This is a genomic window from Nocardioides psychrotolerans (genome assembly GCF_943371775.1).
Lineage (GTDB): Bacteria > Actinomycetota > Actinomycetes > Propionibacteriales > Nocardioidaceae > Nocardioides > Nocardioides psychrotolerans_A.
Window position 1 is genome coordinate 161,981 of the sequence record NZ_CALRWD010000002.1, and the last position, 14,697, is coordinate 176,677.

At 73.3% G+C, this 14,697-nt stretch carries 14 protein-coding genes and 1 pseudogene; 7 read left to right on the forward strand and 8 right to left on the reverse strand.

Going from position 1 to position 14,697, the window contains the following annotated elements:
• Positions 1-58: 58 nt before the first annotated feature.
• Positions 59-418 (reverse strand): NADH-quinone oxidoreductase subunit A, encoded by a 360-nt coding sequence (locus AAG827_RS01635; protein ID WP_341924024.1) that lies wholly within the window; start codon positions 416-418, stop codon positions 59-61.
• Between the two features lie 234 nt (positions 419-652).
• Here AAG827_RS01635 and AAG827_RS01640 point away from each other — a divergent pair, with 234 nt between their 5' ends.
• Positions 653-1,405: an adenosylcobinamide-GDP ribazoletransferase gene (locus tag AAG827_RS01640; RefSeq protein ID WP_341924042.1), complete on the forward strand. Its 753-nt coding sequence runs from the start codon at positions 653-655 to the stop codon at positions 1,403-1,405.
• A 1-nt stretch (position 1,406) separates the two neighbouring features.
• Here AAG827_RS01640 and AAG827_RS01645 read toward each other — a convergent pair whose 3' ends face one another.
• Positions 1,407-2,096 (reverse strand): demethylmenaquinone methyltransferase, encoded by a 690-nt coding sequence (locus AAG827_RS01645; RefSeq protein ID WP_309647170.1) that lies wholly within the window; start codon positions 2,094-2,096, stop codon positions 1,407-1,409.
• A 146-nt stretch (positions 2,097-2,242) separates the two neighbouring features.
• Between AAG827_RS01645 and AAG827_RS01650 the strand changes: the two genes are divergently transcribed.
• Entirely contained in the window at positions 2,243-3,148 is a 906-nt protein-coding gene (locus AAG827_RS01650) for a L,D-transpeptidase family protein (RefSeq protein WP_341924025.1), read from the forward strand.
• 15 nt (positions 3,149-3,163) lie between these two features.
• On the opposite strand, the gene AAG827_RS01655 is transcribed toward AAG827_RS01650, so the two are convergent.
• Complete coding sequence (locus tag AAG827_RS01655; protein ID WP_341924026.1) at positions 3,164-3,784, reverse strand: hypothetical protein; 621 nt, start codon at positions 3,782-3,784, stop codon at positions 3,164-3,166.
• 58 nt (positions 3,785-3,842) lie between these two features.
• On the opposite strand from AAG827_RS01655, the gene AAG827_RS01660 reads away from it, so the two are divergent.
• Positions 3,843-5,114 (forward strand): isochorismate synthase, encoded by a 1,272-nt coding sequence (locus AAG827_RS01660; protein ID WP_341924027.1) that lies wholly within the window; start codon positions 3,843-3,845, stop codon positions 5,112-5,114.
• A gap of 169 nt (positions 5,115-5,283) precedes the next feature.
• Here AAG827_RS01660 and AAG827_RS01665 read toward each other — a convergent pair.
• A pseudogene (locus AAG827_RS01665) lies at positions 5,284-5,748 on the reverse strand (MBL fold metallo-hydrolase); the annotation flags it as partial.
• A 27-nt stretch (positions 5,749-5,775) separates the two neighbouring features.
• Between AAG827_RS01665 and AAG827_RS01670 the strand changes: the two are divergent.
• Both AAG827_RS01670 and AAG827_RS01675 read left to right on the forward strand, forming a co-directional pair.
• On the forward strand, positions 5,776-6,270 hold the full coding sequence (locus tag AAG827_RS01670) for a GNAT family N-acetyltransferase (protein WP_341924028.1): 495 nt from the start codon (positions 5,776-5,778) through the stop codon (positions 6,268-6,270).
• Entirely contained in the window at positions 6,267-7,100 is an 834-nt protein-coding gene (locus AAG827_RS01675; protein WP_341924029.1) for an NAD(P)H-binding protein, read from the forward strand. The genes AAG827_RS01670 and AAG827_RS01675 overlap by 4 nt, the downstream gene beginning before the upstream one ends.
• Position 7,101: 1 nt before the next feature.
• Here the strand turns inward: AAG827_RS01675 and AAG827_RS01680 are convergent, their stop codons facing one another.
• The 4 genes from AAG827_RS01680 to AAG827_RS01695 are packed head-to-tail and all read right to left on the reverse strand — an operon-like array spanning position 7,102 to position 12,570.
• Positions 7,102-8,964: a Na+/H+ antiporter gene (locus tag AAG827_RS01680; RefSeq protein ID WP_341924030.1), complete on the reverse strand. Its 1,863-nt coding sequence runs from the start codon at positions 8,962-8,964 to the stop codon at positions 7,102-7,104.
• Between the two features lie 57 nt (positions 8,965-9,021).
• Positions 9,022-10,608 carry a 2-succinyl-5-enolpyruvyl-6-hydroxy-3-cyclohexene-1-carboxylic-acid synthase gene (gene menD, locus AAG827_RS01685; protein WP_341924031.1) on the reverse strand — a complete coding sequence of 529 codons (1,587 nt, stop codon included), beginning with the start codon at positions 10,606-10,608 and terminating at the stop codon, positions 9,022-9,024.
• Complete coding sequence (locus AAG827_RS01690) at positions 10,605-11,570, reverse strand: o-succinylbenzoate synthase (protein WP_341924032.1); 966 nt, start codon at positions 11,568-11,570, stop codon at positions 10,605-10,607. Before AAG827_RS01690 ends, menD begins: the two co-directional genes overlap by 4 nt.
• The gene (locus AAG827_RS01695) at positions 11,563-12,570 is read right to left on the reverse strand and encodes an AMP-binding protein (RefSeq protein ID WP_341924033.1); all 1,008 of its coding nucleotides are present in this window, start codon (positions 12,568-12,570) and stop codon (positions 11,563-11,565) included. The genes AAG827_RS01690 and AAG827_RS01695 overlap by 8 nt, the downstream gene beginning before the upstream one ends.
• Before the next feature lie 28 nt (positions 12,571-12,598).
• Here AAG827_RS01695 and AAG827_RS01700 point away from each other — a divergent pair, with 28 nt between their 5' ends.
• Positions 12,599-13,882, forward strand: coding sequence for an MFS transporter (locus tag AAG827_RS01700; RefSeq protein ID WP_341924034.1), 1,284 nt, complete (start codon positions 12,599-12,601; stop codon positions 13,880-13,882).
• A 31-nt stretch (positions 13,883-13,913) separates the two neighbouring features.
• Positions 13,914-14,697, forward strand: a 784-nt coding sequence (locus AAG827_RS01705) for a 1,4-dihydroxy-2-naphthoate polyprenyltransferase (RefSeq protein ID WP_341924035.1), incomplete at its 3' end; no start/stop codon positions are given.

Below are 14,697 nucleotides of genomic sequence, written 5' to 3' on the forward strand. Positions count from 1 at the left end.
CAGGTCGTTCCTCTCTGGACCAGCGATCGAACGTCGTCAGGCGCGTGCAGCGCCGCGGTCAGTCCCACTCCAACCCGCCGCGTCGCCACACGTAGGCGTAGGCGACGAAGACGGTGGCGATGAAGATCACCATCTCGACGAGCCCGAAGAGCTCCATCGCGTCGAAGTGGACCGCCCACGGGTAGAGGAAGATGATCTCGATGTCGAAGACGATGAAGAGCATCGCGGTGATGAAGTACTTCACCGGGAAGCGGCCGCCACCGACGGGCTGCGGCGTCGGCTCGATGCCGCACTCGTAGGAGTCGAGCTTGGCGCGGTTGTAGCGCGCGGGCCCGATGAACGCACTCATGGCGACGGACCCGACCGCGAACAACGCCGCGAGGAGGGCCAGTGCCAGCACTGGTGTGTAGAGCTCCATCCCAGCGCTCCTTCCGTGTCTCATGCGCCCGCTGGACTCCGCGATTGTGACTTTGTGAAGATAATCACGAGGTGGCGCAGCCCACATCCTGCCACTCGACGTCGCGCAGGTCACACCCAGGTCCGGGCCCCGTCACACCCCCTCGCGGACAGGCATTTATGTCACGGGAGCGTTCCCTAAATCGGGCCCTTCTCGCCGCCCCGCGACGCGAGTCGCTAGCCTCTCGGCGTGATCATGGACGTGGTGCGCTTCTCCGTCGGGACGCTCACCGCGATCCCGGTCAAGCCACCCAGCAAGGTCGACCGCTCGGTCACCGTGCCGGGGATGATCGTGGCGCCCCTCGCGGTGCTGCCGCTCGGCCTGCTGGTCGGCCTGGTGTGCTGGGGCGGGCGCGAGCTCGAGCTGGCCCCCATCGCGGTGGCGGCGACCGCGATCGCCGCGCTGGCCCTGGGCAGCCGCGCCTTCCACCTCGACGGGCTCTCCGACACCGCCGACGCCCTGACCTGCTCCTACGACGCCGAGCGGTCGCTGGAGGTGATGAAGCGCGGCGACGCCGGGCCCGCCGGCGCGTCCGCGCTCGTGCTGGTCCTCGGCATCCAGGTCGGGGCGCTGACCGCGCTCCTGGGGCTGGCGTGGGGGCCGTTGCTCGCAGGCACCCTGGTCTGCGTGTCCCGCGGCGTCACCGTGGTGATGTCGGTGCGCGGCGTCCCGGCGGCGCGCGACACCGGCCTCGCGGCGACGTACGTCGGCACCATCGCGCCGGGCGTCGCCGTGGCCTGCTGGGTGGTGCTCACCGCCGTGCTCGCGCTCGTCATGGAGGTCAACGACCTGCCCTGGTGGCGCGCGCTCGTCGCCACGGCACTGGCGCTCCTGGCCGTGGCCTGGCTGGTGCGTCGGGCGGCCAAGCGCTTCGGCGGGGTCGCGGGCGACGTCTTCGGCGCCGCGGTCGAGGTCAGCCTCGCACTGCTGCTGCTCGCGTCGACCTGACTCAGGCGGTGGCGCGGTGCAGCGCCACGATGCCGCCGGAGATGTTGCGCCACTCGGGCGCGAGCCAGCCGGCCTCGCCGATCATGGCCGCGAGCGCCTCCTGGTCGGGCCAGGCGCGGATCGACTCCGCGAGGTAGACGTAGGCGTCGGGCGAGGACGACACCGCGCGGGCGACCGGCGGCAGCGCCTTCATGAGGTACTCGATGTAGACCGTGCGGAACGGCGACCACGTGGGGTGGCTGAACTCGCAGACGACCAGACGCCCGCCGGGCTTGGTGACGCGGCGCATCTCGGCGAGGCCGGCCGCCGGGTCGACGATGTTGCGCAGCCCGAAGGAGATCGTCACCGCGTCGAAGGTGTCGTCGGCGAAGGGCAGCTGCGTGCCGTCACCCGCCGTGAACGGCAGGTGGGGCTTGGCCTTCTTGCCCACCTGCAGCATCCCGAGGGAGAAGTCGCAGGGCACCACGCGCGCGCCCCGGTCGGCGAAGGGCTGGCTGGACGTGCCGGTGCCGGCGGCGAGGTCGAGGACCATCTCGCCGAACTGGGGGTCGACGGCGTCGATGACGTCGCGTCGCCAGCGGCGGTCCTGGCCGAGGGAGAGCACGTCGTTGGTGACGTCGTAGCGGCGCGCGACCGCGTCGAACATCCGACGGACGTCGGTCGGTTGCTTGTCGAGCTCAGCGCGGGCCACGCGCAGAGCGTACGGGGGGCCCGGTCGTCACCCGGAGCCGGTCACGACTTGGTCTCGACCCGAGATTCCTCGCCCGCGGCTGCAACCCGCAGGCCCTGGTCGGCGTCACCTGAGTGTCGAACCACCCACAGACCAAGGGAAACGCCATGTCGATCGTCCGTCGTCTCACGCTCATCGTGGTCGTCGTCGCCCTGCTCTCCGGAGCGGCGTACGGCGTCGGCTGGGCCACCCACCGGTCCTCGGAGTCCTCGCCGACCACCGCGACGGCCACCGAGCCGACCGCGCCCGCCCAGCCGGTCGACGTCGCACCCAGCCCGGAGCCCACGCCCGAGCCCACGCCCGAGCCGGATCCCGAGCCGACCCCGGAGCCCACCCCCACGCCGAAGCCAGAGCCCGAGCCGGAGCTCCAGCCGGGGCCGGCCCTGCTGTCGCCCGGCGACGAGAGCGACGAGGTGCGCGACCTGCAGGCCCGACTGCGCCAGATCGACTGGTTCGAGGCGGACGTGACCGGCTTCTACGGCGACCTCACCACCGAGGCCGTGCGCGGCTTCCAGGCCAAGCGGGAGATCCCGGTCACCGGCGCGGTCGACCGGCGCACGCTCGACCGCCTGCTGGGCATGACGAGCGAGCCGACCGCGGCCGAGCTCACCAACCAGCTCGGCGACAACGTGCCCGGGGCGCTCGACCCGCGCTGCCTGACCGGTCGCGTGCTGTGCATCGACAAGACCAGCAGCACGCTGCGGTGGGTCGTCGGAGGTGAGGTCCTGCGAACGGTCGACACCCGCTTCGGCGGCTCGGCGACCCCGACGCGGGAGGGCACCTTTTCGGTGGATTCCAAGAGCCGTGACCACGTGTCCAGCCTCTTCGACACCCCGATGCCGTTCGCGATGTTCTTCTCCCGGGGGCAGGCGGTGCACTACTCCCCCGACTTCGCCGCGGTCGGCTACGCCGGCGCGTCCCACGGCTGCGTCAACGTGCGCGACTATGACGCGATCGCGTGGCTCTACGACCAGGTCGCGGTCGGTGACACGGTGATCGTCTACCGCTCCTGAGGCGGCGGGCGGACGTCAGCCGAGCAGGCCCTCGAGGATCTCGACGCCCTCCTGAGCGGTGATCCCGACGCCGATCAGCTGGTAGGTGCTCTCGTCGCCACCCACCTGGCACTTGACCGCCTGCGGGTCCGGCTCCGTGATCGGCTCGCCCGCCGGGACCGGCTGCTGCCAGATCAGGGAGCAGGTGCCCTCACCGACCTGGACGAGGTCGGTCTGGTTGCGCGCGTTGCCCAGGAGCGACGGGTCGACCGGCGGACCGTCCGGCACGAACGGCCCGGCTGCCTGCTCGAGCACCATGACGGTCACCTGCACCCCGCGCTCGGGGTCCTGGTAGGTCCGGGCATGCGCCGGCACGTCGTAGACCGCCTCGAGGCGGTCCTCCGCGGACGCCATGAGCTCGCGCTGCTGGTCGGCGAAGTCCTGGGCCGCAGCGGGGTCGCCCTGGGACTCGTCGAGGACGTCCGTCGCGGTCAGTCCGCCGGGCAGGGTGGCGGGCAGGTCGGTGTCGGCGCTCCCGTGCGCACGAGGCAGCAGCACGGCGAAGGCCACCACCGCGGCGAGCAGCACGAGGCCGACGAGGACCCCGAGCACGGCAGGGGTCGAGGAGGACGAGGGGCGAGATGAGGTCGCGGTCACGCGGTGACGTTACCCACGGTCCAGTCCGGTGGACCAATGCGCTCGGTAGGCTCGTGGAGTGACGAACGCTGCGACCCCGGGTGGGCCGACCCCCTCGCTGGTCGCGCGCACCGTCTCGATCGACCTGGACGCCGCGACGTCCCTGGTGTCGCTCCTCCCCACCGACCACCCGGTCGCGTGGCTGCGCCGTGGCGAGGGCCTCGTCGGCTGGGGCGAGGCGGCGGTGCTGCGCACGAGCGGGCCGACCCGCTTCTCCGACGCCGACAAGTGGTGGAGCGAGACCATCGCCCGCGCCGACGTCCGCGACGAGGTCGGCGAGCCCGGGACCGGTCCGGTCTGCTTCGGCACCTTCGCCTTCGGCGACCTCCCCGGCGACTCGGTCCTGGTCCTGCCCTCGGTCGTGGTCGGTCGCCGCGGTGACCGTGCCTGGCTGACGACGATCTCCACCACCGGGGTCGCCGCCGAGGCACCTGCCGTCACCGTCGCGGAGCCGCCGCGCCCCCCGACCGCCGTCACCTTCTCCGACGGCGCCCTCAACGGCGAGGAGTGGATGTCGGCGGTGGCCGACGCCGTCGCCCGCATCAGCGCCGGCGACCTGGAGAAGGTCGTCCTGGCACGAGACCTCCTGGCCCGGGCCAGCGAGCCCATCGACGTGCGCTGGCCGATGCACCGCCTCACCGAGTCCTACCCGATGTGCTGGACCTTCCACGTCGACGGCATGTTCGGCGCGACGCCGGAGATGCTCGTGCGCCGCGAGCGCGGCCTGGTCACCTCCCGGGTGCTGGCCGGGACCATCCGCCGCACGGGCGACGACGAGCGCGACCTCGCGCTCGCCGCGACGCTGGCCCGCTCGTCGAAGGACCTCGAGGAGCACGAGTACGCCGTCCGCTCGGTCGCCGACGCCCTCGAGCCGCACTGCTCGTCGATGAACGTGCCCGAGGCGCCGTTCGTCCTGCACCTGCCCAACGTCATGCACCTCGCGACCGACGTCAACGGCGTGGTCCACGACTCCGCGACCGTCTCGTCGCTGCGGCTCGCGGAGGCGCTGCACCCCTCGGCCGCGGTCGGTGGCACCCCCACCGACGTCGCGACCCGGCTGATCACCGAGATCGAGGGCATGGACCGCGGCCGCTACGCCGGGCCCGTGGGCTGGATGGACGCCCGGGGCGACGGCGAGTGGGGCATCGCCCTGCGCTCGGCCTCGGTCGAGGACGACGGGATCCGGCTCTTCGCGGGCTGCGGCATCGTGGCCGACTCCGACCCCGAGGCCGAGCTCGCCGAGGCCCAGGCGAAGTTCGTGCCGGTGCGCGACGCCCTGGGTGGGGTCTGACCTTTAGGTCGGCCCCGTCGGCCAGTCGCACGAACTCCTGGCCGTCGGGCAGCAGGTTGCCCATGTGGGTCTCGACCATCCCGAGCCCTGCCTCGGAGTAGACCCGGTCGTGGATGCCGAGCGAGCGCGGCGCCCCGACGGCGCGCACGAAGTCGATGGCCTCGGAGACCTTCAGCCACGGCGCCGACACCGGCGCGAGGAGCAGGTCGACCGGCTGTCCCGGCAGGGTCAGCGCGTCACCCGGGTGGTAGATGCTCGTGCCGGCCACGTCGAGGACGAAGCCTGAGTTGAAGAACCGCGGGTAGTCCTCGTGGATCACCGCGTGGAGCTCACCGACGGCCCGCACGGGGACCCCGACGTCGAAGCGCTCCTCGGGAGCCACGACCCTCACCCGCTCCAGCAGGTCCGGCGCGTCCTCGCGGATGCGGGCGGCAACCGCGGCGACGGTGAAGACCGGGGCGTCGCAGGCGCGCAGGTGGTCGGGCAGGTAGTGGTCGGGGTGCTCGTGGGTGATGAGCACGGCAGTGGCTCCGTCGACGGCCTCCGCGTCGGTGAAGACACCGGGGTCGAGGACGACCACCGCACCCTCGTGCTCGATGCGCACGCAGGCATGGCCGAGCTTCGTGATCCGCATGCCCGGCACAGTACCTAGAGTGAGGCCATGCCGACCTCCCGCCAGCCCGTCGTACGACGTGCCACAGCGGCCGACGCCGAGGCGCTGGCGCACCTGCACCTCGACGTCTGGGATGACGCCTACACCGGGCTGATGCCGCAGTCGATCCTCGACGACCGGCGCGACGAGACCGAGGCCAGGGTCGAGCGCTGGCGCACCATCCTCACCGGCGACCACACCACGATCGTGGCGGAGGACGACGAGGGACTGGTCGGCTTCGCGTCCTCCGGCGCCGGTCGCGACGCCGACGTGGACACCGAGCTCGAGCTGTGGGCGCTCTACGTGCGGGCCCGGCAGTGGGGCACCGGCGTCGGCTATGCGCTGTTCAGCGAGGCGATCGGTGACCGCGCGGCCTACCTGTGGGTGCTGGCCGGCAACGAGCGCGCGATCCGGTTCTACGAGCGCCAGGGCTTCCGTCTCGACGGCACCAGCGACGAGCACGACGAGGGGCTCCACGTGCGGATGCTGAGGGCCGGCACGTGAGCCCTCGACTCGCCGTCACCGGGTCGACCGGCGCGCTCGGCGGCCTCGTCGCGCGACAGCTGGCGGACCTCGCGCCGCTCCTCGTCGTGCGCGACCCGTCGCGTGCGCCCGACCTGGGGGGCGAGGTGCGCGCCTGCTCCTACGACGACGCGCCGGCCGCGCACGCCGCGCTGGAGGGCGTCGACGTGCTGTTCATGGTGTCGGCCGCCGAGTCCGAGGTCCGGCGCGCGCAGCACCGCACGTTCATCACGGCCGCGGCGGACGCCGGGGTGGGGCACGTCGTCTACACGTCCTTCGCCGGGGCCTCCCCCGATGCCGTGTTCACCCTGGGTCGCGACCACCACGACGCCGAGGCCGCGATCCGGGAGTCAGGCATGGCGTTCACCCTGCTGCGCGACAACTTCTACCTCGACGTGCTGCCGCTCTTCGCCGACGAGGCCGGCGTCATCCGCGGCCCCGCCGGCTCGGGTCGGGTCGCCGCGGTCGCGCGCGCGGACGTCGCCGACGTGGCCGCTGCCGTCCTGCGGGACCCGGGCGCGCACGCCGGGGCGACGTACACGCTCTGCGGGCCGGAGGCCCTGACCCTCACGGAGGCCGCCGCGCGGATCGGCGCTTTTCAGGGCCGTGAGGTGCGCTTCGAGGACGAGACGGTGGAGGCGGCCTACGCCTGGCGGCGTGAGGCCTACGGCGCCGCCCGGTGGCAGCTCGACGCGTGGGTGAGCACCTACACCGCGATCGCCAGCGGGTCGCTGGCCGCTCTCTCCGACGACGTACGACGGGTGGCCGGGCACGAGCCCCGCTCGCTGGAGGACGTGCTGGCGGACCGCTAGCTCACGCGGTCAGGTGGTGCAGGAAGCACCAGCGCCAGTCCTCGCCCGGCTCGGCGGACTGCATGACCGGGTGGGTGGTCTCGTGGAAGTGCGCGGTCGCGTGCTGGCCGGGTGAGGAGTCGCAGCACCCGACGTGTCCGCACTCCAGGCACTGGCGCAGGGCGACCCAGCGGGTGCCGTCCTCCAGGCAGCGCGCACAGGTGCCGTCGTGCACGGTCTCGGCGACCGGGTGGGCGAGCAGCTCGTCGCACTGGTCGCCGGGGGCGCGCGGCACGCTGACCGCACGGATGTCCTCGCGCTCGTGCGTGGCGTTGTCGATCATCGACTCCTCGAGGTCCAGCATCGCGAGCACGTCGGCGACGACCTCCGAGGCGACGGTGCCCGACGAGCGGATCTCCAGGATCCGGCCCCGCTCGGCGGCCAGCATGGCCAGCCGGATGCGGGCGTAGAGCTCGCTGGGCGTCTCCTCCTCGGCGGTCGTGCCGAGGCGCTCCCAGGCCGCGAAGTTGCGCTGGTCGATGCGTTGCCGGACCAGGTCGACGACCCCGTGCGGGTCCTCGTAGTCCATCTTCTCGACGGCCTCGAAGCCCGCCTTGGACGCCTGCTGGAGCAGGGTCGCGCGGGCCAGGGCGTCGTCCATCGGGTCGGGCGAGGGCACCCGGAGGCGACGGGCCAGCCACGGCAGGGTCAGGCCCTGGATGAAGAGCGTGCCGGCCACGACGGTGAAGGCGATCAGCAGCAGCACCTCGCGGTGCTCGGTGTCGTCGTCGATGATGAACGCCGCCGCGAGCGTGACGACGCCACGCATGCCGGCCCAGCCGAGGATGAACGTGTAGGGCCACGGCGGGACCTGGCCGGTGGCGCGGTCGGGACCGGGCCGCACCAGCAGGTAGCGGGCCAGGAAGACCCAGACCATCCGCAGGACGATGACGCCGACGAGCGTGGCGGCGCAGACCGCGACGATGCGACCGGGGCTCAGGTCGCTCCGGCCCACGTCCTCGAAGAGCCACTTGGCCTGGAGCCCGATGAGCAGGAAGACGGTGTTCTCGAGGACGAAGGCGATCGTGCGCCAGTTCATCCGCTCGGCGATGCGCGACTGGGCGGTCTGCAGGACGGGGGCCTTGTGGCCCAGGAGGAGGCCCGCGATGACGACGGAGATGACGCCGGAGGCGTGGATCTCCTCGGCCAGGATGTAGGCCGCGAACGGCACGACCAACGAGATCGCGGTGTCCATGAGCGGGTCGGTGATCTGCTTGCGCAGCTTGGCGACGAGCACGAAGAGCCCGAAGCCGACGAGCACCCCACCCCCGGCGGCGACCAGGAAGTCCTCGGCCACCTCCATCGTGCTGATGCCCAGGCCGCCCGCGGCGATCGCGGTGCGCAGGGACACGAGGGCGGTGGCGTCGTTGAGCAGCGACTCGCCCTCGAGGATCGTGACGATCCGCCGCGGCAGCCCGATGCGACGGGCGATGGCGGTCGCCGCCACGGCGTCGGGCGGCGCGACCACGGCGCCGATCGCGAACGCCGCCGGCCAGCCGATGCCGGGGATGAGCACGTGCACGAGGGCGCCGATGCCGACGGTGGTGAAGATGACCAGGCCGACCGAGAGCAGCAGGATCGAGCGCCTGTTGGCGTTGAAGTCGACCAGCGACGTCTGGATCGCCGTCGCGTAGAGCAGCGGAGGCAGCAGCCCCAGCAGCACGACCTCGGCCTCGAGGTGGACCTCCGGCATGCCCGGTGCGTAGGACGTCGCCACGCCGACCGCGATCAGCAGCAGCGGCGGCGGCACGTCGATCCGCTCCGCGAGCGCCGTGACGGCGAGGACCCCGACGCTCAGCGCGACGAGGAAGAAGGCGATCTCCACGGGGTCATCATCGCCGACGGCGCCGGATTGATTCCCGACCGACCGTCCCGGGGGTGCTCAGCCCCCGAGCGCCCGGATCCGCTCGTCGAGCTCGCGCCGGTTGTCGCGTCGCACGCGCACCTCGACGACCTCGATCCCGCCGTGGGGCGAGGCGAGCGCCTGCTCGAGCTCGGGCAGGCTCCCGACGCGCCAGTGCGGCGTGCGGGTGGCAGCGCACAGCGACGCGAGGTCCACGCCGTGCGGGGTCCCGAAGAGCCGGTCGAAGCCGGCCGCGTGCTCCGGGGCACCCTGCTCGAGCATCGTGAAGATCGAGCCACCGTCGTCGTTGACGACCACGATCGTCAGGTCAGGGCGCGGCTCCTGCGGGCCGAGGACCAGCCCGTTGCTGTCGTGGAGGAAGGTCACGTCGCCCATCAGCGCGATCGTCCGCCCGGGGGTCCCACGCCCCAGCGCGGCCCCGATCGCGGTCGAGATCGTGCCGTCGATGCCGGCGAGGCCGCGGTTGGCGATCGTCTTGCGGCGACTGCCGACCGGATAGGGCCGGACCATCAGGTCGAGGTCGCGGATCGGGCTGGAGGCACCGACCACGAGCTGGTCGCCCGGCGCGAGGGCCCGGCTCACCGCCCCCGCCACCTCGTACGGCGTGAGGTCGGCCTCGGCGGCCAGCAGCGCGTCGAGCCTCCGCGCGACGTCGCGGTCGGCCTCGCGCCAACGCTCGAGCCAGGCCGGGTCGTCGGCACCCGCGACCGTCACGGCCGACGCCTCGAGCGCCACCGCGTAGGGCCGCTCTGCCCACACCCCGCGCGAGCGGACCGAGACCACCTCCACCTCGGCCCTCCCCAGCAGCCGGGTGACGGGCCGCGAGAGCGTCGGGTGCCCCAGGACGACCACGCGCTCGATGTCGCTCCCCAGGGTGCCGTCGAGCAGCAGCCGGTAGCAGCGCAGGGCGTGGTCGCCCGTGCGGGAGCCGCTCGTGGGCTCGGCGAGCAGCGGCCAGCCTGCCGCCTCGGCGAGGCGCCGGGCGCCCTGGGCGGCGTCGTCGCCGGCCACGACGACCGTGCGCGGGCCCAGCGGCAGCTCGACCGGGGTGGGCCCGGACGCCTCGTCCCTCCGCTCGGCAGAGGGTGCCAGCGCGGGCACCCAGCCGTCGTCGGAGGCATCGGGCAGCAACGGGTCGTCGAGCTGCAGGTTGAGGTGCAGCGGACCGTCGACGCGGAGGTCCGGCAGCGCGGCACCGGCCGCCAGGTCGTGCGTCGGGACCAGCCGACCGAAGATGCCCACCTGGTCGGTCGTCTGGTTGGCGTCGGTGCCGCGCAGGCGCCCTGGCCGGTCGGCGGTCACCACGACGATCGGCACCCCTGCGTGAGCGGCCTCGAGGACCGCCGGGTGCAGGTTGGCGACGGCCGTGCCCGAGGTGCACACGACCGCGGCCCGGGCGTGGCTGCGGGTCAGGCCCAGGGCGAGGAAGCCGGCGCTGCGCTCGTCGACCCGGGTGTGCAGGCGCACGGCACCCGCCGATGCCGCAGCGAGGGCCGCGAAGGACAGCGGTGCGTTGCGCGAGCCCGGCGAGACGACCACCTCGCTGACCCCGGCCTCGACCAGAGCCGACACGACGGCACGAGCGAGCTGGGTCGACGGGTTCACGACGACCGATCCTGCCGCAGGGCCCGCACCTCGGCGAGGCGGGCCTCCCAGTGGGCCACGCGCTCGGGCGAGGCGCGCAGCCCGGCGAGGCGCCCGGGATCCACGGCCGGCACCCCGGTCGGCAGGCAGCCGTCGACCGGGAGCAGGGAGTCCACGACGACGTCGCCGTGGAAGAGCTGCACGGTCGCGAGCCCGCAGGCATAGGGCAGCGACGGCAGGGCGGCCGCCAGCGCCACGCCGGCGGCGATCCCGACCGAGGTCTCCAGCGCCGACGACACCACGACCGGCAGGCCGATGTCCTCGGCGATCCGCAGGCAGGCGCGCACGCCCCCCAACGGCTGCACCTTGAGGACGGCGATGTCCGCGGCCTCGAGCTCGCGCACGCGGTAGGGGTCGGCGGCCCTCCGGATCGACTCGTCAGCGGCGATCGGCACACCGACCCGACGGCGTACGACGGCGAGGTCCTCGACGCTCGCCACGGGCTGCTCCGCATATTCGAGCCCGCCCGCTGCCCGGTCCAGCGCCGCGATCGCGACGACGGCCTCGTCGACCGACCAGCCGCCGTTGGCGTCGACCCGCACCGCGCCCGCGGGACCGAGCGCGTCGCGCACCGCCTCGAGCCGGGCCTCGTCGTCGGCCAGGGGCTGCCCCGGCTCGGCGACCTTGACCTTGGCGGTCGTGCACCCGCCTGCGGTCACGATCGCGTGCGCCTGCTCGGGCCCGACCGCGGGCACGGTCACGTTGACCGGCACCCGGTCGCGCACGGGTGCGGGCCAGTCACCGGCGGCGGCCTCCTCGGCGCAGCGCAGCCACGGCTCGGCGACCGCGGCGTCGTAGTCCAGGAACGGGCTCCACTCCCCCCAGCGGCCGTCTGCGTCGGACGGGCCGCGCAGCAGCACGCCCTCGCGGACGGTGATCCCGCGGAAGCGGGTGCGCATCGGGATGCTGAAGACCTCAAGCACCGGCGAGCCCCCGCAGCGCGAGACGGTCGGCCTTGCCGTTGGCCAGCAGCGGCAGCGCGTCGAGCGCCACGACCTGCCGGGGCGCCCACGAGCGCGGGTGGACGGCCGCCACGAAGTCGCGCACCTCCTCGACGGAGACCCCGCCGACCACGAAGGCCACGACGCGCGTCCCCCACTCCGGGTCGGGCACGCCCAGCACCTCGCACGCCGTGATGTCCGGGTGCGCGCGCAGCCGCGCGGCGACAGCGGGCGCGGGCACGTTGACCCCGCCGCTCACCACCATGTCGTCGAGCCGGCCGAGCACGCTGAGCCGGCCGTCCTCGTCGAGGCGACCCGCGTCGGAGGTGAGGAACCAGCCGTCGACGAGCACCTCAGCGGTCTGCTCGGGGTCGCCCTCGTAGCCGTCGAAGACGGTCGGTCCGCCGATCCTGATCCGTCCGCCGTCACCCAGGGCGAGCGCGACCCCGTCGAGCGGCCTCCCGTCGTAGACGCAGCCGCCTGCGGTCTCCGCCATGCCGTAGGTCGCCGCGACCCGCACTCCGGCCGCCTCGGCCCGTGCGCGGAGCGCGGGATCCATCGGACCACCCCCGAGCAGGACGGTGTGGGCGGTGCGCAGCGCGGCCACCTGGTCGGGGTCCTCGAGCACCCGCAGCAGCTGCGTCGGCACCAGCGAGGTGAACCACGTGCCCTCGCGCGGCCAGACCGGAGCCGCCGGGTCGAGCAGCAGCGGCTGGTGCCCCGCGACCAGCGACCGGCAGATCACCTGCACCCCGGCGACATACGACGGCGGCAGGGCCAGCACCCACTGCCCGCGCCCACCCAGGCGGCGCTCGGTCGCGCTCACCGAGGCCAGGACCGCCCGACGGGAGAGCTGCACCCGCTTGGGGTGTCCCGTCGACCCGGAGGTCTCGACGACCCACGGGGCGGGCTCGCCGGGCGCCTCGAGCCAGCGGGCCAGGGCGCCGACCTGCCCCGTGGCCGTGACCTCGCCGTTATCCATGTGCTCAACGCTAGTCCGCCGTGGTTGCATGCTCGCCGTGTCCTCGGTGATCGCGACGTTGAAGCCCCCCTCACCCCTCGCCGGCAAGCTGTCGGTGCAGTCGGTGCTCTACGCGATCGGTGACGGCACCTTCATGACCGCCAGTGCGGTCTTCTTCACCCAGATCGTCGGGCTCTCGGCCGCCCAGGTGGGCCTCGGCATCACCGTGGCGGGCGTCGTGTCCTTCCTCGTCGCCGTGCCGGCCGGCAAGCTCGCCGACAAGATCGGCCCCCAGAACACCTGGTGCATCGGTGCGTTCGGCACGGCCGCGATGTACACCGTGTGGCCCTTCATCGACGGCTTCGTCGCGTTCCTCGCGATGAGCATCGTGCTCGAGGTCGTCAACAGCGCCGGCGGCGCCGGCCGGGGCGCCTACATCCTCGACGTCCTGCCGCGTCAGGAGCGGGTGCAGTCGCAGGCCTACATGTACTCCGCGCTCAACCTCGGCTTCACGCTCGGCGCTGCCCTCGGCGGCTTCGCGCTCGCCTTCGACAACGACGCCATGATCCGCGCGCTCCCCTGGCTCACCGCCGCGCTGGTCGCCGTCAACGCGTTCTGGATCTCGCGCCTGCCGCGGGCCGCCCACCGCGAGCGGCCCAGCGCCCTGGAGGCGGCCGTCGAGGGGGCCCTCGAGGGCGACGCCCCCGGTGAGGTGCCGGGCGCGCTGCGCAACCGCGGCTACCTGGCGACGTCGTTCTTCACCGGCGTCCTGAGCACCAACCAGGTGCTGCTCCAGATCGTCATCCCGCTGTGGTTGGTCGAGGAGACCGACGCCCCGCGGGTCCTGCTGGCGCTGCTCTTCGGCACCAACACCGTCATGTGCATCTTCCTGCCGATGGCGGCCTCACGCGGCGTCAAGGACGTGGCCACGGCCCTCAAGGCCGCCCGCATCAGCTCGGCGTTCTTCGTCGCCTCGTGCATCATCACGCTGATCACGCACGACACCGTCGGGGCGCTCACGATCGCGCTGATCTGGCTGGGCCACATCACCGTGACCGGAGCGGAGCTCTACCTCTCGGCGGCCAGCTGGGCCTTTGAGTCCGAGCTGTCCGACCCGGACAAACGCGGCGAGTACCAGGGCGCGGGCAACCTCGGCGGCACGCTCGGGTACGTCTGGGCGCCGGCGCTCTACACCTTCCTCGCGATCAGCTGGGGCTCCCTCGGCTGGGTGGTGATCGCGGCCATCGTCGTGGCCGCCACCGTGGGCATCCACCCGGCCAGCCGCGCCGCCCAGCGCTTCCTCGTCGAGCACGACCTCGACCCGAGCCGCTGAGCCACGACCACCTGGGGGAGAATCGCTCCTCGTGGCTACCTCCGCTGACTGGCTCGCCGGCGCGCGTCCGCGCACCCTCCCCGCTGCGGTCGCACCGGTCCTCGCCGGCACCGGCGTGGCGGCGTACGCCGGAGCGTGGGACGAGTGGCAGGGCGTCTGGTGGAAGGCCCTCCTCGCCCTGGTCGTGAGCCTGGCCCTCCAGGTGGCCGTCAACTACGCCAACGACTACTCCGACGGCATCCGTGGCACCGACGACGACCGCGTCGGCCCGATGCGCCTGGTCGGCTCGGGCGCGGCCACCCCGGCGGCGGTCAAGCGCGCCGCCTTCCTCGCGTTCGGCGTGGCAGGAGTCGCCGGGCTGGTCCTCGCCGCCAGCACCGCCTGGTGGCTGGTCGCCGTGGGCGCGGTGTCCGTGGTCGCCGCCTGGTACTACACCGGCGGCTCGACCCCCTACGGCTACCTCGGCCTGGGCGAGGTCATGGTCTTCGTCTTCTTCGGCCTGGTCGCGGTCATCGGCACCACCTACGTCCAGACCGAGACCTGGGTCTGGCCGGCCCTCTACGCCGGGATCGGGGTCGGGGCGCTGGCCTGCGCGATCCTGGTCGTCAACAACCTGCGCGACATCCCCACCGACACCGTGGCCGGCAAGCGCACCCTCGCCGTGCGCCTCGGCGACGGCCGCACCCGCGCCCTCTACCTGCTGCTCGTCCTGGCGGCTGCGGTCGCCGTCGTGGCGGTCGCCGGCGCCACGACCTGGTGGGTGCTGGTCGCCCTGGCGTTCCTCGCCGTGGCGTTCCCGGCGGTGCGCACCGTGA